The sequence below is a fragment of the Vibrio sp. Vb1127 genome (assembly GCF_033338735.1).
Lineage (GTDB): Bacteria > Pseudomonadota > Gammaproteobacteria > Enterobacterales > Vibrionaceae > Vibrio > Vibrio alginolyticus.
Genome location: NZ_JAWOTF010000001.1, coordinates 800,437 through 817,375, shown reverse-complemented (window position 1 = coordinate 817,375; position 16,939 = coordinate 800,437). Strand labels below are relative to the sequence as shown.

18 protein-coding genes are annotated in these 16,939 nt (G+C 43.6%); 7 read left to right on the top strand and 11 right to left on the bottom strand.

The window, feature by feature from the left end; all coding sequences use genetic code 11:
* Nucleotides 1-29: 29 nt before the first annotated feature.
* Nucleotides 30-635 carry an alpha-ketoglutarate-dependent dioxygenase AlkB family protein gene (locus tag R7H07_RS03615; RefSeq protein WP_065275108.1) on the bottom strand — a complete coding sequence of 202 codons (606 nt, stop codon included), beginning with the start codon at nucleotides 633-635 and terminating at the stop codon, nucleotides 30-32.
* 132 nt (nucleotides 636-767) lie between these two features.
* On the opposite strand from R7H07_RS03615, the gene R7H07_RS03610 reads away from it, so the two are divergent.
* Complete coding sequence (locus R7H07_RS03610) at nucleotides 768-2,123, top strand: diguanylate cyclase (protein ID WP_054865439.1); 1,356 nt, start codon at nucleotides 768-770, stop codon at nucleotides 2,121-2,123.
* A gap of 387 nt (nucleotides 2,124-2,510) precedes the next feature.
* On the opposite strand, the gene R7H07_RS03605 is transcribed toward R7H07_RS03610, so the two are convergent.
* Nucleotides 2,511-4,067, bottom strand: coding sequence for a DUF3612 domain-containing protein (locus R7H07_RS03605; RefSeq protein ID WP_080773721.1), 1,557 nt, complete (start codon nucleotides 4,065-4,067; stop codon nucleotides 2,511-2,513).
* A 174-nt stretch (nucleotides 4,068-4,241) separates the two neighbouring features.
* Between R7H07_RS03605 and R7H07_RS03600 the strand changes: the two genes are divergently transcribed.
* The gene (locus R7H07_RS03600; RefSeq protein ID WP_064354490.1) at nucleotides 4,242-4,820 is read left to right on the top strand and encodes a malate synthase; all 579 of its coding nucleotides are present in this window, start codon (nucleotides 4,242-4,244) and stop codon (nucleotides 4,818-4,820) included.
* A 90-nt stretch (nucleotides 4,821-4,910) separates the two neighbouring features.
* On the opposite strand, the gene R7H07_RS03595 is transcribed toward R7H07_RS03600, so the two are convergent.
* Nucleotides 4,911-5,924, bottom strand: a complete 1,014-nt coding sequence (locus tag R7H07_RS03595; RefSeq protein ID WP_005374150.1) for a GGDEF domain-containing protein — start codon at nucleotides 5,922-5,924, stop codon at nucleotides 4,911-4,913.
* Between the two features lie 349 nt (nucleotides 5,925-6,273).
* Here R7H07_RS03595 and R7H07_RS03590 point away from each other — a divergent pair, with 349 nt between their 5' ends.
* Genes R7H07_RS03590 through R7H07_RS03580 form a run of 3 tightly spaced genes read left to right on the top strand, consistent with a single transcriptional unit; the run spans nucleotide 6,274 to nucleotide 9,877 of the window.
* A complete protein-coding gene (locus tag R7H07_RS03590) occupies nucleotides 6,274-7,626 on the top strand; it encodes a DASH family cryptochrome (protein WP_206958693.1) in 1,353 nt (450 codons plus the stop codon).
* Nucleotides 7,626-9,170 carry a cryptochrome/photolyase family protein gene (locus tag R7H07_RS03585; protein ID WP_206958694.1) on the top strand — a complete coding sequence of 515 codons (1,545 nt, stop codon included), beginning with the start codon at nucleotides 7,626-7,628 and terminating at the stop codon, nucleotides 9,168-9,170. The genes R7H07_RS03590 and R7H07_RS03585 overlap by 1 nt, the downstream gene beginning before the upstream one ends.
* Nucleotides 9,170-9,877 (top strand): SDR family oxidoreductase, encoded by a 708-nt coding sequence (locus tag R7H07_RS03580; RefSeq protein WP_064354492.1) that lies wholly within the window; start codon nucleotides 9,170-9,172, stop codon nucleotides 9,875-9,877. The genes R7H07_RS03585 and R7H07_RS03580 overlap by 1 nt, the downstream gene beginning before the upstream one ends.
* A gap of 61 nt (nucleotides 9,878-9,938) precedes the next feature.
* On the opposite strand, the gene R7H07_RS03575 is transcribed toward R7H07_RS03580, so the two are convergent.
* Both R7H07_RS03575 and msrB read right to left on the bottom strand, forming a co-directional pair.
* The gene (locus R7H07_RS03575; protein ID WP_005374142.1) at nucleotides 9,939-10,085 is read right to left on the bottom strand and encodes a DUF2256 domain-containing protein; all 147 of its coding nucleotides are present in this window, start codon (nucleotides 10,083-10,085) and stop codon (nucleotides 9,939-9,941) included.
* 33 nt (nucleotides 10,086-10,118) lie between these two features.
* A complete protein-coding gene (msrB, locus tag R7H07_RS03570) occupies nucleotides 10,119-11,261 on the bottom strand; it encodes a peptide-methionine (R)-S-oxide reductase MsrB (RefSeq protein ID WP_206958695.1) in 1,143 nt (380 codons plus the stop codon).
* A gap of 202 nt (nucleotides 11,262-11,463) precedes the next feature.
* On the opposite strand from msrB, the gene R7H07_RS03565 reads away from it, so the two are divergent.
* A complete protein-coding gene (locus R7H07_RS03565; RefSeq protein WP_005374132.1) occupies nucleotides 11,464-11,862 on the top strand; it encodes an OsmC family protein in 399 nt (132 codons plus the stop codon).
* Nucleotides 11,863-11,991: 129 nt separating this feature from the next.
* Complete coding sequence (locus tag R7H07_RS03560; protein ID WP_031780875.1) at nucleotides 11,992-12,546, top strand: sugar O-acetyltransferase; 555 nt, start codon at nucleotides 11,992-11,994, stop codon at nucleotides 12,544-12,546.
* Nucleotides 12,547-12,633: 87 nt separating this feature from the next.
* Here R7H07_RS03560 and R7H07_RS03555 read toward each other — a convergent pair whose 3' ends face one another.
* From R7H07_RS03555 to R7H07_RS03530, 6 genes are all read right to left on the bottom strand, one after another.
* The gene (locus R7H07_RS03555) at nucleotides 12,634-13,014 is read right to left on the bottom strand and encodes a hypothetical protein (protein ID WP_005374128.1); all 381 of its coding nucleotides are present in this window, start codon (nucleotides 13,012-13,014) and stop codon (nucleotides 12,634-12,636) included.
* Entirely contained in the window at nucleotides 13,002-13,319 is a 318-nt protein-coding gene (locus R7H07_RS03550; protein ID WP_235213034.1) for a hypothetical protein, read from the bottom strand. Before R7H07_RS03550 ends, R7H07_RS03555 begins: the two co-directional genes overlap by 13 nt.
* Nucleotides 13,320-14,383: 1,064 nt before the next feature.
* Nucleotides 14,384-14,566, bottom strand: coding sequence for a hypothetical protein (locus R7H07_RS03545; protein ID WP_021035913.1), 183 nt, complete (start codon nucleotides 14,564-14,566; stop codon nucleotides 14,384-14,386).
* Between the two features lie 164 nt (nucleotides 14,567-14,730).
* The gene (locus R7H07_RS03540; RefSeq protein WP_005497912.1) at nucleotides 14,731-15,417 is read right to left on the bottom strand and encodes a helix-turn-helix transcriptional regulator; all 687 of its coding nucleotides are present in this window, start codon (nucleotides 15,415-15,417) and stop codon (nucleotides 14,731-14,733) included.
* A 47-nt stretch (nucleotides 15,418-15,464) separates the two neighbouring features.
* Nucleotides 15,465-15,779: a hypothetical protein gene (locus R7H07_RS03535; protein ID WP_029795225.1), complete on the bottom strand. Its 315-nt coding sequence runs from the start codon at nucleotides 15,777-15,779 to the stop codon at nucleotides 15,465-15,467.
* Between the two features lie 115 nt (nucleotides 15,780-15,894).
* On the bottom strand, nucleotides 15,895-16,818 hold the full coding sequence (locus R7H07_RS03530; RefSeq protein WP_005384329.1) for a LysR family transcriptional regulator: 924 nt from the start codon (nucleotides 16,816-16,818) through the stop codon (nucleotides 15,895-15,897).
* Nucleotides 16,819-16,939 lie beyond the last annotated feature (121 nt).

Sequence of the window (16,939 nt, the reverse complement as noted above, 5' to 3'; positions counted from 1 at the left end):
CAATATTAATTGAGAATGTAAAAGCTGAGTCAATAGTTAAAAATTTGCCTAAAAGTCAGGTTGATACGTTCACCTTTGGTTTTCGCGGTTTTTGGTACGCAGTGCTTCCAGTGATGCTGTAGCTCGCCAGCCATAATCAGTAAGGAGCCGTGAGAAAGCTCATATTCAATCTCAGTTTTACAATGTAAATTTCTAAGCAAAAATCGACGTGTTTCACCTAAGTTCAAAGATGCGATAACAGGGTTTCTACCTAACTCTGGTTCATTATCTTGGTGCCAGCCCATTGAGTCTTGGCCGTGTCGATATAAGTTAGCGAGAACAGAATTAAAAGTGACATCAGCAACTGATTCACAACGCACTTTGAGCTGAGTTAACTCAGGAGTCCAAGGGTGAGGCTGCATGGTTAAGCCTGAGTAAGTATATGCTGCATCACCGTGCCACGCTTGTAAGCGAGGTTGAAGTACTGACTTGCCGAACATAGTAATGTGTTCTTGGTGCCATGGCAGTGTCTTTCGAAGTTGGTCAAAGTAATTATCCGCCTCAAGATGGTTAAGAAATTGAGGATCATAATAAAGTTTTCCTCTTTCTACTTCTTGCCATAGATCGCCGCCAAATAAATCGCCTTGTTGATGCATCATCTCACACCTAAAACATAAAAGTTGTCAATCACTGTTACCTTTCTGATTATGATTGGTTATTCTTGTGATAATAAGAATTTTAACAATAAATAAAAAATCTCGTAGTTGTATACGAGTTGTGGGGAGAAAATGCGTTATTTACCCAGAAAACGATGCTATTTTGCATTGTTCTTCCTCACCTTTTTCGCTTTGTGTATTGGGGTTATCGAGCTGTTAAATCGAAACCAGCAAGAGCTTCACAAAGAGCGAGTTCAAGTTGAGGCCAAAGAACAACTTTCCATTCTCCGTTCCAATTTGGAAGCGGTACTTATGGCGGATATCTACAAAGCCAGTACTTTAGCGACACTCATTACGTTACTTCCTAAAAACCAAGAAGAAGAATTGAGTATCGCCGCTCACCGAATCCTAAATAAAAGTAAACATATTACAATCATCGGTATCGCGAAAAATGATGTAATTAGTCATGTATTTCCACGCCAAGGTAATGAGCGCCTAATCGGCCTTGATTACCGCGCAGTGCCACAGCAGTGGGTACAGGTGCAAAAAGCCAAGGATGTACAAGAAATTTTCATCGCAGGGCCAGTGACTTTGATTCAAGGTGGCCGAGGTTTGATCGTGCGTGTGCCTGTTTTTCTTGATCCTCCAATGAATCAGGACTACTGGGGAGTGATCAGTGCGGTGATTGATTTCGATGCTCTGATGAGAGAAACCGGCGTAATTGATTTCTCGTATCGTTACCCTTTAATGATCCGTGGTTACGATAGCGGTGGCTCATTTGGTGATGCTTTCTTTGGCGCGCAAAGTGTAAATAGCATGGCATATGCAAAAGAGATGGTTCATTTTCCTTATGGTGGGTGGAGTATGGTGGTTTTCTCTGGAGGCAAAGCTGATCGCCAAATCTCTTGGCATCAGTTGCATTTAGCTAGAGTAATCGGCTATCCCATTATATTCGCACTTAGCCTCGCGCTGTTCGCCATTTATCGACTGTATACCATTGCAGATGACAGAGCTTTACACGATGAACTCACGAATTTACCAAACCGTCGCTATTTTATGAAGTTTTACAAGCAGCAGTTCGAAATAGCGAAACGTTATAAAAAGCGTTATAGCTTCGCCTTAATTAATATTGACCTAGATAGGTTTAAACACATTAACGACACCTATGGTCACGACGCAGGTGACAAAGTTTTAATCGCTACGGCTGAAAGGGTAAAAAGCTCTCTGCGTAAATCAGACATCGTGGCCAGAATGGGCGGTGATGAGTTCTTAGTTGTAGTTCATCACCCAGGAACGGAAGAAAATGTTCAGTCCCTTCTACAAAAACTTCGATTAGCGCTATGCTCGACGCCCGTCATTTACGATGAAACGCTTATCTATTTGAAAGCCAGTATTGGGTACGCGATATTTGACCCGAAAATGTCATCTCCTGAGCAAATGATGAAAATAGCCGATGAGAGAATGTATCAACAAAAGCATGGCGGATGAGCCTGAACCCAGTTTCAATAAGGGGTTAGAGGAATGGTAAAGTTGGGAGCCCGAAATCTCATCATCATTGAGGTGCAAGAATATGTGACTTCATATGTTCACAGACACTTTGCTGAGAGAGTCGTTATTAGCAGTGCATTCAGTGGCATATTTGAATAATGTTGCATTTTGCAAATGCAGTTTGCGAAATTAATGGTTAATAAAGCAACGATATGCATCTGGATCTACTAAAAAACGGCTTTTTTAAAGTTGGCACGCATCGTGCTTTACTTAGAGTGACCCTTATTAAGCCGAGGGTCACCTAGCCAACTGACGTTGTTAGTGAATACAAATTGTTCACAAGTATATACCGCCAATCACGTTTATTGTGATTGGCGTTTTTTCTTTCTAAAGCCCGATGATATTCACGTCGCTGCCCGTCTCATCAGCTTCTCCGCACTTGCTGTAACAACTAGGTTGTCTTGGACAAACCGCCCCTCTGGAGCAGATCAACCTTGCTTGGGTTTGAATCCCGCGCTCTATCCAGTTGATGTTTAATATCTTAGCGATAGTCGTTAAGTCTTTTTTGATGTGGGGAGGAATAACACTACTTCCGCCGGAAGCGACACAAAGGGACTTAAGTTCTTCCGCTATGGAAACGGCATCGCCACCTTGTGCAGAAATAGCAGGGTTAAGATCAATACCGGCACATAGCACGCGATTATTTCCCGCAGGGTCAAATACGTTGACCGATTCGCAGCAGTAGATACGTGGCTCGTCGCCAACATTTAAGATCGAGATTTGCGCTGAACTGGTATCCAAAGGCTGGGAAAGGCGTCGGAATACCGCCCAGTGCTGGCAAGGGTCGTTTACTTTGCGCATGTTGCCCCAAGGCAATGGAATACCATTTCCTCGATACACTGCTTTTAACTTGCCGGGGCCATAGGCATCAAAATAGTGCCAATGAGGGTAAGGCGAGACCACCGTCATGCGACGCATTGCAACGGAAGGAGAAACGCCGGCCTTTTTGTGAACATCAATTTCGTAACCGGAGCGGTCAAGCAACTGACGAAATGGTACTTTGGGGCAAAGCAAGGCACCAGCAAAAAAGCTGGACTCAAAATCACGCCAAGCTTGCAGGATATCTTGCGAATTGAGTTCAGAGTTCGACACAGGGCTGTCCATTTGCTCCCAATTGTTTTGATGCCCGATAGATAAAACGTTATTCATTGCATCGCTGCTATGGAGCACTCGATGGCCGATATATACCGCCAAGTCATACTTCAATCGGGTTGGATAGTCACGCATTCGTTTATTGAGATAAATAGTCCCAGGTGGCTCCATGAAAGACGTAATCAACTGTTTGGCGCTGACGCCCAGTTCATCAATCACATCTTGTGGCGCTCGATCTACCCAGCGGATATCCAATCCCATACTCTTTGCAATGTCTACGAGATCTTCTACAGATAGATTCAGCCGCTTCAAGCCGACCTCTTCGGCGGCGCGCTCTAAATCAGGAAAATGGTTTTGATGGTTTTCTTGGTGTGCGCGGATCAGTAAGTGGGCGAATTGACGCCCCGTGATACCTGTTTGGGAGAGCATTTCTGGTATCGCGATTTGAAGAATATCATTGGAAAACAGGAAGCTCGGCTCCAACGCCATGCCACTAATCCCGCCACGATTTCCTTTGTTGGGTGTGATGGCTTCTAATTCGGGTTCATCATCTAAAAACCACGCCGGATCTTTTTGAAAAACTTCCGCGATCACTTCGAGCATATCGATACTCGGTACGCGTTTTCCGCGCTCAATCATCGAAAGGTAAGAAACCGAAGGAGCGTACTCTGGATTAATTCTTACACAACGGGCAGACAAATCTTCCATCGTTAAATGGTTGTTTTTTCTTAGGTTACGAATTTTCGTACCAAGAAAATGAGACTGACGAATAAGGCTTTTTGACACAGACATTTTGTAAAATTCACATTGTAAAATTTTTGTTGTGAAATTGTAGTCAATATTTCGCTAGTCTACATAATGAGCAGGCAAGGAAATTAACCATCCACTTCACAGAATTGCCTGAAACTTAAATAAAGGATTTAAGTTTTTACTCTAGGACGAGTTTTTAAGTGCGAGGATATGACGATGAATATGCTGAACTTCGATAAAAAAGAGATGCAACAACAACAACGCCCATTTATCGCTGAAGCCGTATTTGCCGTCGAAGCGGTAAGTGCTGAGCAGCAGAGTGAGAAACAAGTAAAAGCGAAGCAACTCCTTGACCGCATGTTCCCATTGGAGAACGGGTCGCACCAAGATGTATCAAGTTACGTGATTGATTACCGCCATGTTTTGGCTTATTTCAAAGACGGTACACACAGCGGCCTGAAAAGCCCGAAACATTTTGTGGCGTACACTGGTGGAAAGGAAGATCCAAAGTCGATTTTGTTTAAAGATGATTCGGGCAATCATGTAGAAGTGCTGTTTGGCTGTCACAAAGGCACTGGTTGCGTGGAATTAGTGGACATTGACGATATTCAATTAGAAACTCGCACGACGTTTCATCCTGAACTAACTGGCAATGCACCAACCGCGATGCGCCATTGGATAAGTCTAATCAAAGGCGACAAAAAAGGTAAGCCGATGGCATGCAGTGAAGATAAAGAATATACCGCAAAAAATGGTGACGACTACATTCTAAGTTACTGTTACAGCGTCGATTAAGATACTCATGATTGGATATAAAAACCCCGCACTTTACGTCGCGGGGTTTTCTTTTTCATCGTAAAAGTCGTTTTCGCTTAGTCAGTTTATTTAAATTGGCATCACGCGGTTACGACCGAGTTGTTTTGCTTCATAAAGCTGTTTATCGGCTTTATTGATTAAGGCTTCAGGCGTATCACCCGGCTCAAATTCTGCTACCCCAAAAGAAGCGGTAATGCTGTGAACTTGTGTGCCTGAGCGCTTATCTCTGATACGCAGTTTTTCTATCATCCGGCGTAGTGTGTCTGCATATTGGCGAGCAATTCGCAGAGATTTGTTAGGTACAATTAACGCGAATTCTTCACCACCAAAACGGTACGCACATATCCCATCTCGACAGCTTTGTTGTAGCCGGCGGGCAATGGCTTTTAACACTGTATCGCCAAAAAGGTGCCCGTAATTGTCGTTAAATGATTTGAAATGATCGATATCAAGCATGATCAAGGTCATTGCCTGATTTGATGCGATAAGTGAAGAGAGATCTTTGTCAAATGCTCGGCGGTTGTATAGGTTTGACAAACCATCGAACAACGCATCTTGCTGTACTTCAGCCAGTTGATTTTTGAGGCGAGAAATTTCTTCACTCGCGTTAGTCAATTGGCTATTCAAAAACTTTGTTGAGTGACGAATTTCGTGTGACTCTGCGACAAGTTGACGAATCACCACCATCACTTCTTCAATGCTTAGGCTATTGTCCTCAACTTTTTCCAGTTTATTAAAGCTTTTGTCTACCATCTCAGAAAAGGAGGAAGTATCTGAAATCGTATCGCTCATTGAACTGGATACTTCATGTAGCAGAACTTCTACATTGGTTCTAAGATCTTCAAGGCTGGTTTCTGCTTTGCTGGCCACATAGTTGTTGTAAAGCTGTTTATTGGTTGCTGGCGGGCAAATACCGTAGTTTTCTAACACCGTGTCTAACTCAAAGTTGAGTTCTGGAATGGTCTTGTCAACGTAGGTATACCAAAGCGCGTAGTTGGCTGGCGTGGCAGCAACATGGTTTTTGATCATCAGTGGGACCGCTTTTTTTAAATTAGCGGTTGATTTCTTAAACTCGTCGGTCATTTCTGCGATGGTACTAGCAAAATGGGATTGGGCTTAGATTAACGGATATTAACTAATGTCGCTTTAATTTTTATCACTTTTGCATGGTTTATATAGAAAATGAGTGATTAAGATCGTGATCAATACCGTTGGATTCAAATTTTATAAAATATCAGTATGAAACATGTACAGGCATTTGGTGGTATTGCGTGTTTTGAGATATCCAGCAAATGGATTCCGTGTGAACGTTAGTAACCTAATGATCGTCAAACTCTCGTTTTCGTATAAAAGCAAGTAAATCAAAAGGCTTAACGTCAGGGTCTCTGTGAAAAGAACTCGTAGACGAAGAATTAACATCTGAGGGTGCGAATTGAAAAAGAAAATAGGACTTTATTGGTTCACGAACGACTTGCGATTGCACGACAACCCACTGTTGAAAAGCGCCAGTGTAGAAATGGACGAGTTAATTTGCTTGTATTGCTACCCTTCAATGACGCCTTACTTGCATCACTTTGCGCAGGAAGCCTCTTTCGGGCGTGCGAAATTGCAGTTTCTCGACGCATCGCTTAGTGAACTCAATCAATCTTTGAATCATCTTGGTCAGCGATTATGGGCGGTTGAACTGACGCCCGATCAAGCAATCAAGTATGCTGTTAATCGCTTCGGCGTCACACATATATATGCTGACGCCTTTCCCGGTTCGGATGAGCAACAAGCGTTAGATCGCGCAGTTGAAGGCGCGTCTCATGTAAAAATAAAACAGCAAGCAATCCGGACCCTGTTAAGGGAAGAACAACTGCCATTTGACTTGAGCAATCTGCCTACGACTTTCACGCAGTTTAGAAAGCAAGTTGAAGGTTTAGACATCTCTCGGCCCCACGAGAGTATCCGTTCGTTACCTCCAATTCCTTTAGGTGTGAATCTTCCTTCCGTTACTGCATATTACTTTGACACAAAAGCTGCGTTTCATGGTGGAGAAAGCCGCGGGCTTGAACATTGTCGCCAGTATTTTGCTTCCACACTAGCCAGTGAATACAAACAAACACGCAACGGTTTAGATGGCATGGATTACTCTACCAAGTTCTCTCCTTGGTTAGCTAATGGGTGCCTTTCTCCGAGAACTGTTTATGCCATGTTGAAACGTTATGAAGCGGAGAATGGCGCAAATGATTCAACCTACTGGATTTACTTCGAACTGCTTTGGCGTGAATACTTTTATTGGTATGCCCGTCGATACAAGCGACAGCTCTTCCGATTCGGTGGCATCCAAAATCGAGCACCACTCACCAGCTTTTACGCGCACCGTTTCCAACAATGGAAGAAAGGTGAAACGCCATTTCCTATCGTCAATGCGTGTATGCACCAACTTAATGAAACCGGTTATATGTCGAATCGTGGCAGACAGTTAGTCGCCAGTTGTTTAGTGCATGAGCTTGGCCTCGATTGGCGTTATGGCGCGGCATACTTTGAGTCACAACTGGTTGATTACGATGTGGCATCGAACTGGGGAAACTGGCAATACTTAGCAGGCGTTGGTGCTGATCCGCGTGGTTCACGACAATTCAACCTCGAAAAGCAAACCGAAATGTACGATCCGCACATGGAGTTCATCGATAAGTGGCAAGGTCGTTGTGCTGGTGCACATTTGGATAGTGTAGACATGGTCGATTGGCCTATCGTAATGGGCAGCAGTGATAAAGCTTCGTCATCGGAGAAACCGTAATGCGATTTGAAACCGTACGATTGATCTTGGGCGATCAACTTAACAGTGAGCACTCTTGGTTTCAGCAACCGGATGAGCAAGTGCTTTACCTGATTGCAGAACTCAAGCAAGAGAATACTTACGTCACGCACCATATTCAGAAAGTGTGTGCGTTCTTTTCTGCAATGGAACAGTTTGCGAAAGAGCGTCAGAGCGAGGGTCACCAAGTTCTGCACCTCACGTTGGATGACACACAAACCTTCGACGATCTTGAGCAAGTCTTGCAACACTACGTGAGCGAAGTTGGTGCAAGTAAGTTTGAATATCAACGCCCGGATGAATACCGTTTACTAGAGCAGTTAGCCAAACTAAAGCTTGATAGGGTCGTGGCGCGTTGTGTCGATTCGGAACACTTTTTGTTGCCGTTTGAAGAGATAGAATCGCAGTTTCCTCAAGGCAAACACATCATGATGGAGCACTTTTACCGCCGTATGCGCAAGCGCTTCGACATCTTGATGCAAGACGGAAAACCCGTCGGCGGAAAATGGAATTACGATGCCAATAACCGTAACAAGCTCAAAGCCAAAGACATTGAACAACTGCCACAACCTTTGATGTTCAGTACCGACGTGCGCGATATTACTGAGCGGTTGGCACGACATGACATCAAAACTATCGGAAATCTCGAAGGAGACTTGTTGTGGCCGATCAATCGCGCGCAAAGCCTCTCTTTACTCGCGCATTTCTGCCAAGTCTGTCTGCCGTTATTTGGACGTTTTCAAGATGCCATGACAGGCCAGCACGATGCTAAGTGGAGCTTGTATCACAGCCGAATTTCATTCTCGCTTAACAGCAAATTGCTGCACCCGAGAGAAGTCATTGATGCTTCACTCAAGGCATTTAATTCCAACGCAGACATCGACATTTCTCAAGTCGAAGGGTTTATTCGCCAAATCTTAGGATGGCGAGAGTACATTCGAGGCGTCTATTGGGCGAACATGCCTAATTACCCGAAAAAGAGCGAGCTGGGCGCAGAAAGAAAGCTGCCAAACTTCTTTTGGAGTGGCGAAACCAAAATGGCCTGTATGCGCAATGCGATTGAGCAGTCCCTCGATTATGCCTACGCACACCACATCCAACGTTTGATGGTCACTGGTAACTTTTGCTTGCTAACCGAGATCGACCCAGATCAAGTGGATGAGTGGTATCTCGGTATCTATGTTGATGCGATTGAATGGGTCGAAATGCCGAACACACGTGGCATGGCATTGTTTGCGGATGGCGGCATTGTTGGCACCAAACCTTACGCGGCGAGTGGTTCTTACATCAACAAAATGAGCGACTACTGTAAGGGTTGCCATTACGACAATAAGGCGAGGAGTGGGGAAGGATCGTGTCCGTTTAACAGCCTTTATTGGCGCTTTATGAACAAGCACGACAAGCGCCTCGCAGCCAATCCACGAATCGGGATGATTTTCCGCTCTTGGGACAACATGGAAGAACAGCAACGCCAAGCGATTCTTGATACCGCAGAGCACTACATAGAAAACGTGGAGAACTTGTGATGGAAATACTCATCGTCGGTGGCAATGGTGGAATTGGTTTGGCAGTGGTGAGAGAAGCCGCAGCTCGGTTCCCTCAAGCGCGCGTGCATGCCACTTATCGTAAGCAGCAACCAGATTGGCAACACCCAAATGTCGTTTGGCATCAAGTGGATGTATCGCAAGACGAGCAGGTAAAAGCGTTCAGTGAGCAGATTGAACACGTCGATTGGTTGGTGAACTGTGTTGGTATGTTGCACACCCAAGAGAAAGGTCCTGAGAAGAATCTTAGCTCGCTCGACGCAGACTTCTTTCAGCAAACCATCACGGTCAATACTTTGCCAAGTTTACTGTTGGCAAAATACTTCACTCCCAAGCTAAAATGCAGTACTGCACCTAAGTTTGCGACCATTTCAGCCAAAGTTGGCAGCATTAGCGATAATCAGTTAGGTGGTTGGTACAGCTATCGAGCATCGAAAGCCGCATTAAACATGTTCCTCAAAACCATGTCGATCGAATGGCAAAGGATGGTCAAACATGGCACGGTGCTGTCACTTCACCCAGGTACTACAGACACCGCTTTGTCGGCACCTTTTCAAACCAATGTGCCAGAGGGAAAGCTGTTCACACCAGAGCGAGTCGCAAAGGATTTATTAGGCTTGTTAGAAAAAGCAACTCCGCAAGATAGCGGGGCGTTTTGGGCTTATGATGGGACGTTATTACCTTGGTAAGAGAACGCGTACAAACGTTAATACAAAGGGAATAACATACTCCAGAGAGGGTCGGAGTGACCTACGTTTTCGTTGATTTATTTCTTCGGCAACGCTCAGAACAATAAACGATTTCCTCCCAATTTCGCGCCCACTTCTTTCTCCAAGAAAATGGGCGCTGACAGACCGGACAGACTTTCATGGGAAGGTTGGATTTAAAACCTTTCATCGCGCTGAATGTTCACTCCTAATTTGGTTAAAACTACTTATCAAATAGGTACAGGTAATCGCCGTAGCCTAAACTCGCCATCTTGTTCACAGGTACAAATTTCATCGCAGCAGAGTTCATGCAATAGCGTAATCCCGTCGGCTTCGGACCATCTTTAAACACATGACCTAGGTGTGAATCACCAAACTTACTGCGGATCTCCGTTCTAGGGTAGAGTAGTTTATAATCGGTTTTCTCCACGATGTAACCCGGGTTAATTGGTCGAGTAAAGCTTGGCCAACCTGTCCCAGATTTGTATTTATCAGTAGAAGAAAATAGCGGTTCACCGGTCACAATATCCACATAAATTCCCGCTTCTTTGTTGTCCCAGTATTCATTATCAAACGGACGCTCCGTGCCTTCTTCTTGCGTCACGTAATACTGTAGCTCTGTTAAGTTTGATTTGATTTCAGACTGAGCAGGCTTACTGTACGCTTTCACTTTCGAAAGCAGCCTTTTTTCTTCAATCAACTGTCGAAGTGTTTTAGGGCTTTCTTTTCGATCTTCACCAAATACTTCGTCGAGATATTTATCGCGACCTGATGCGTAGCGGTAGTATTTGTACTTCAGGCTACTCTTCTTGTAGTAATCCTGATGATACGACTCCGCAGGGTAAAACTTTTCAAACTCGATCAGCTCTGTTTTCAACGGTTTTGGATAGATCATCGCCTTGTCGATTTCCATCATAAACTGCTTAGCAATCTGCTTTTGCTCCGCATTATGATAGAAGATCGCCGGACGGTATTGAGGACCACGGTCAACAAATGAACCTTTATCGTCGGTAGGGTCGATATGACGGAAGAAGTAATCCAGCACTTGTTCGTAGTTCACAACAGCAGGATCGTACTTCACCTCAATCACTTCAATATGACCAGATTTACCAGAAGAGACTTGGCGGTAAGTCGGGTTTTCAATATGACCACCTGAATAACCTGATACAACATCGATTACGCCGGGCAGTTGCTCTAAATCCGATTCTGTACACCAGAAACAACCGCCAGCTAGCGTTGCGATTCTTGTATTCTCTGAAGCCTTCAGCTTATCCATCGTATCGGCGGTACCTGTTTTACTCAATAGTAGAAACAAGACTGGAAGTGCGAAGGAGAAACCGGCCAATAACTTAGACATATTCTTCATAGCTACCTCATCGTTATTTTTGTAGAAAGTGTTACTTGAATAAAAAGTGTTACGTATAGAGAAAGGTAACCGAGCGAAAAAATTACAGTAATGTTGAAAATTCCGTTGCCCTTTTATGCGATAGAGCTAAAGTATCGACAAGAAACACACCGCTAGTAAGGGCAACGATGCCTTGAATGAGCGATGCTAAATGAGGTAAATCATGCAAGCTGAAGTTAAATGGATAGAAGATTTTAAATTTCTTGGGCAATCTCAGTCGGGCCACTCCGTAGTGATGGATGGCAATGGCGGTGCAACCGCACCAAGCCCAATGGAAATGGTACTAATGGCTGCTGGTGGCTGTAGCTCTGTCGATGTTGTTGATGGTTTGAAAACAGCAGGCCAAAAGGTTTCGTCAGTTAATGCCAAGCTAACCACAGAGCGTCGTGAAACCGCACCGCGTATCTTTACGCAAGTGAATATCCACTTTGAAGTGTCAGGTGACGAGCTTGACCCAGAAGTCGTAGCAAAAGTGGCGGCTGACTCGCTAGAAAAATACTGCTCGGTTTGCTTAATGCTAGGCGAAGGTGTTGAGATGACCCACAGTTGGGAAATTGTGTAAGTTGACAGACTCCACAAAATATAAAAACAGGAAAGAGAAAAGTCCGGGCTTTTCTCTTTTTTTATTTCGCAGTTCACGTACCTTGTGAAGAATCTGAAAGCAGTAATTGCAGGTTGTAGGAGTCTTCCAGTGACAGAACTAGAAAAAATGATGTCTGGCCAGGTCTTTGATGGCATGGACAAAGAAATTGACGCCATTAGAAGCCATGCTCTTCAAGCACTTAGAGCACTTAATAATAACACCGACGAAAGTCAGCGCGACGAATTGCAAAAGCAGCTATTTGGCAAGGTAGGCCGTTGTATTGTCCAGTCCCCTTTTCATTGTGAATTTGGTAAGACCATCGAAATAGGTGAAGAAACCTTTATCAACATGAACGTGGTCATGCTCGATGGTGCCAAAATTACCATCGGGAACCACGTGCTCATTGGACCGAGCGTGCAATTCTATACCGCTTCTCATTCTGTTGATTACCGAAGTCGTCGACGTTGGGAAACGTTTTGTAAACCCATCACGATTGAAGATGATGTGTGGATTGGCGGTAACTCCGTCATTAACCAAGGTGTAACAGTTGGCGCTCGCTCGGTGATTGCGGCGAACTCGGTCGTTAACCATGATGTGCCGCCAGATTGTCTATACGGAGGCACGCCAGCTAAGTTGATTCGTCGTCTCAACGAAGAAGAGTAGAGATCAGTATGCAATAACACTGGCGATTAGAGAGTTCTGACTGAGCTCTCTTCGTCGAGTACATCGTTATATTTTAATGTTAATTTCTCATTCAATTGCTAAAAGAACGGCACCAATTGATAAAGTCAGGGCAACGACAACAGAGTTAACAATGATAATACCCAGTAATAGAATCGACAAATAACGATACCATTTTGGTACTTCTCTAGAAATATTAGGTAATTTTCGCTTTTCACCTGAGCTAGGTTGAACGATTAAACGAACAAACATCAATGTTCGGAAAAATGCGTAAGGCCACCCTGTGAATAAAGAAAGCTCAAATTCATTAAAATATGGTTTTTTAAAATAGTTCCCAACAATCTCCTTCGGCATCAGAAAGTGCATGACACCGATAAAAATGGTTTGTAAGAAAATAATAATCACACCAGTCATTAAAGTGTAAAAAAGAAATGTGATTACTTGCTGCATATAGACTCTATTCCAGTACTAGCGACTAAGTTTGGCTTGCTTTCAATTGAATTATAAAAGCTTTTTGCCACTTTACCGGATGCATAACCTACAGCCGTTGAACCGGCAGCGAGTACAATGGCAGTCACCCAGCCAATAGGGTTTGATACTAAAAATAGACCGACTAACGCGCTGGTACCCATTCCTACAGCTGTGCTAGTTATTGACTCAACAAAAATTTCATTCTTCTCATGTTGGTCTTGTGTATTCGCAATCTGAATGCAGGAAGCCGTCAGACCAACACCGACTAAAACATGTCCGCCCACTTTAGATGCTTGAGCTATTTTATTCAGTTTTTCGGCTTGTTTAACTATATGAGCATTCGCAGGTAACCCTCAACTTCGAGCGATGCGGATAGACTCGTAAGCTTTTTATTATCAAGTGATAAATTTAGCCTTTCATATGGAGTACCATACATGTTTAATATAATTGATGATAAGTTATCATGAGTTTTTATTTTATACTCAAATAATCCCGACACAGAGCACCTCTAGCTAATAATTTGTTTGTGCAGATACTAACAAAAAACTATATTTAAAAAGGTTTATTTTTTGCCTTCTAGACTTTCATTTTAAAAAGTTACAAATTAGCTGATGTATTTATTATTTGTATGAAATTGTTAATGTGATTTTTTACATTTAAAGTGTGATATTAAACTTGGTTGGATAAGTGAAGGTCATACATGATTTGCTAGTGATAAAAAACCTGCGATAAAAAATACAAGTGCTAACATTGTAGAGTTTATGATAATTACCCATATTATTATGAAGGATAATAGACGGTACCACCTAGGCACCTCTTGGGATACATCGGGTAACTTTCGTTTTTTACCTGAGTTAGGTTGAACGATTAAACGAACAAACATCAATGTTCGGAAAAATGCGTAAGGCCAACCTGTAAATAGAGCTAGTTCGAAAGTGTTAAAATAAGGTTCTTTAAAGTAGCTATTGACAATGTCTTTTGGCATTAAAAGGTGCATGATACCTATAAAGAATGTTTGAAAAAAAATAACTAATACACCAGAGAACATTAAGTATCCAATAATGTTCCAGATCAATTGCATATTGCACCTATCCTTATAATAAACCGATGCTTTTTCAAAGGTTTTATCCTAATTTTTATCATGAAGAAATAAAGAGACTAACAGATAACCTATATCTTAGCTATGAATGTAAGGCCGTTTTGAAGGAGTGTCGAGAACGAAAATAAGAACTATTTTATTGATTTTTATGTAAATATAGTTGGTCGTGTATAAAATTGATAACGTGAAATGGCGAGATGTAAGCCTTGCACAACTAACAAAGGTTGGTTAAACAAGGCTAATAATCGGTTATGGATGAATAACGATTTGTTGCTCCTCTGTCATCACAAGTGTCGCTTTGCTTTGTTCGATAAGTTGGGCAGCATAAGAAGGGGTAACTGCCTGCATATCACCTTTAGATCGAAGAGTTAAAGACTCCCACGCTTGATCTCGATATTTCCCTGCTTGGGTGTATTGAATCAGTACTTTCATAGCTTCACGCTCCGGTGTGGTTGACGTGCTACTTAAGTTAACGATCTTAGGTTGGTTGCGCATCTGTTAAAAATGAAACATTAGTTTAACTAAATGTGCCTTTCCAAATATCTCGCATTGAGCAGAGCAATGTAGAATCCTTGTGATGGAAGGATGAAGAACACTCAATCTTTCGATTCATACTGCGCAATATAATGTTTGAGAGATTTGGTTTCCGCACTCTGAAACTCTTCATCGTGCATACGCAGTGCTTGGATACGGTCGAGGCGGAACTGGCGATAGTCATCGCGCAATTCGCACCAGGCGACCAGCGTCCAGACTTTGCCCCAAAAGAACTGGCCTAACGGTTGGATTTTTCTCTCGGTCACCTGTCCGCTTTCATCTTGGTAATCCAAACTGACCTTAAACTGATGATCAATCGCGTGGCGTAGAAGCTGCCCTCGTTTGGCAGTCTCGGATTGGGTGTGATAATCGGGCACAATCAGCGGACAATCTTCCACTTGTTGTTTGAGCTTATCTGGCAATACCGAAAGTATTTTGGTGGACGCAGAGTGAGACGCTTCGGCGAGTTCGGCGTCCGACCAGGCTCGAACCATCCGCATACCCAGTTCAAGCGCCATCATCTCCTTTTCTGAGAACATCAAAGGTGGCAGATGAGAGCCAGCTTGCAACAGGTAGCCGACACCTGCTTCACCTTGAATCGGAACACCAGAACTGAGCAACGACTGAATATCGCGATAAATCGTACGTTCGCTGACTTCCATTCTTTCTGCGAGCTCTTTCGCTGTCACTGCGTAACGCTTTGCGCGCAAAAGCGTCAGTAGCTCAAACAGTCGTTCTGATTTGCTCATGATGTTCCTTATCTAGACCTACTGGTTGTTAGTAGTAGTGTGGCTGATTACTTCTCTAGCTCACTGCACATTTTTAAGTTGTGATGTATAAGCTCGAAGCTTTCGCAGTCAATCATTGATAACAGAGGCTGAAATTCAGCGGCTTGCTTAAGCTGTTTTCCCGCCTGTTTTGCATCGTCCATTGAACGCCAGTAAATGATGTCTGTCCACACATCGTCCGTCGCTTCGTGACTGAGTGAGCGATACAAAAAGCCCGGCAGATTCTTCACAAACGTTTGTGACTGTTTGGCAGCGGCGATCACGTCTTGCTCTGTTGTGCCTGCGGTTAGACGAAATTGCACAGTTTCGATAACGGTTTCCATATTGTGATTCCTTATTGGTTTTGGCGGATTGCCTATTGAGTTCCAAATAAGGTTACGCGGATGGAATGTCAGAACATGTCAGTAGTGAAATCTCACTCACTTATCATCAATATGGTTATTTTTCTGGGCTGTTGTAACGATCCCAGTAAGGTAAATCTGTGCCGAGTTTTTCGCTGATAAAATCGATAAAGGCTCTTACTTTCAACGGCATGTGCTTGCGCTCAGGAAAAACCGCATAAATGGCGTGTTCTGGTAGAGAATACTCTTCCATCACCGGTTTTAGATTTCCTGCGGCAAAGTCTCTTCCTGCAATAAATGTTGGCAGTTGCGCAATGCCCGAACCTCTTAACAGCAACTGGCGAATGGCTTCGCTGTTATTGACGATAAAGTTTCCTTTTGGAAGCACCTTGTATTCGCTGCCGTTGTTGATGAACATCCATTCGACGCCGCCACGGAAATAGGAGTAGCGCAGGCAGTTGTGACTGACTAAATCACTTGGTTTTTGTGGTGTTCCAAACTCCGCTAAGTAATCTGGCGAGGCACAAAGCACACTTTTACAAGGGGCGAGGCGTTTTGCGATTAGATTGGAAGAGGTGAGTTCACCAATACGGATCCCCAAATCAAAACCGTCTTTAACCAAATCGACCATTTTGTCTTCGAGGTTTAAATCCACTTCAATTTTCGGGTAACGAGCGAGAAACTCGCTGATCAAAGGCGCGATATGCAGCACACCGAAAGACATCGGCACGGTAATTTTGAGCCGACCTTGTGGAGAGCCTTGCAGTTCCGATACCGCGTCTACGCCTTGCTGGGCCAGATTGAGCGCTTGAGAAGCGTACTCAAAATAGCGTTCTCCCGCTTCGGTCAGGCTCAGCTTACGCGTAGTTCGGTTAAGGAGACGAATGCCCAAATCGTCTTCTAGTTGGTTGATGCGTTTGCTGATCGCCGATTTCGTCAGATTCAGCTGTTTGGCCGCAAGGGAAAAGCTGCCGCATTCGACAACAGCAACAAAAACGGGCAGGGAGGCAATCGCGTTCACATCAATCTCCTATTATCGTGAAGCATTTATTGTTGAGCACAAGGATACAATTAATTTCCAATTATAGAGATTATCTTCAAGAAGAAAACAATCTAGACTATGCACCAGTATTACGACCTTG

Excerpts from the sequence above, each read along its gene's own strand:
- R7H07_RS03580 (WP_064354492.1), top strand. The coding sequence starts at position 9,170 with ATGGAAATACTCATCGTCGGTGGCAATGGTGGAATTGGTTTGGCAGTG.
- R7H07_RS03535 (WP_029795225.1), bottom strand. The coding sequence starts at position 15,779 with ATGGAAACCGTTATCGAAACTGTGCAATTTCGTCTAACCGCAGGCACA.
- R7H07_RS03605 (WP_080773721.1), bottom strand. The coding sequence starts at position 4,067 with ATGTCTGTGTCAAAAAGCCTTATTCGTCAGTCTCATTTTCTTGGTACG.
- R7H07_RS03615 (WP_065275108.1), bottom strand. The coding sequence starts at position 635 with ATGCATCAACAAGGCGATTTATTTGGCGGCGATCTATGGCAAGAAGTA.
- R7H07_RS03555 (WP_005374128.1), bottom strand. The coding sequence starts at position 13,014 with ATGCAGCAAGTAATCACATTTCTTTTTTACACTTTAATGACTGGTGTG.
- R7H07_RS03610 (WP_054865439.1), top strand. The coding sequence starts at position 768 with ATGCGTTATTTACCCAGAAAACGATGCTATTTTGCATTGTTCTTCCTC.
- R7H07_RS03575 (WP_005374142.1), bottom strand. The coding sequence starts at position 10,085 with ATGAAAGGTTTTAAATCCAACCTTCCCATGAAAGTCTGTCCGGTCTGT.
- R7H07_RS03595 (WP_005374150.1), bottom strand. The coding sequence starts at position 5,924 with ATGACCGACGAGTTTAAGAAATCAACCGCTAATTTAAAAAAAGCGGTC.
- R7H07_RS03600 (WP_064354490.1), top strand. The coding sequence starts at position 4,242 with ATGAATATGCTGAACTTCGATAAAAAAGAGATGCAACAACAACAACGC.
- msrB (WP_206958695.1), bottom strand. The coding sequence starts at position 11,261 with ATGAAGAATATGTCTAAGTTATTGGCCGGTTTCTCCTTCGCACTTCCA.
- R7H07_RS03565 (WP_005374132.1), top strand. The coding sequence starts at position 11,464 with ATGCAAGCTGAAGTTAAATGGATAGAAGATTTTAAATTTCTTGGGCAA.
- R7H07_RS03585 (WP_206958694.1), top strand. The coding sequence starts at position 7,626 with ATGCGATTTGAAACCGTACGATTGATCTTGGGCGATCAACTTAACAGT.
- R7H07_RS03545 (WP_021035913.1), bottom strand. The coding sequence starts at position 14,566 with ATGAAAGTACTGATTCAATACACCCAAGCAGGGAAATATCGAGATCAA.
- R7H07_RS03540 (WP_005497912.1), bottom strand. The coding sequence starts at position 15,417 with ATGAGCAAATCAGAACGACTGTTTGAGCTACTGACGCTTTTGCGCGCA.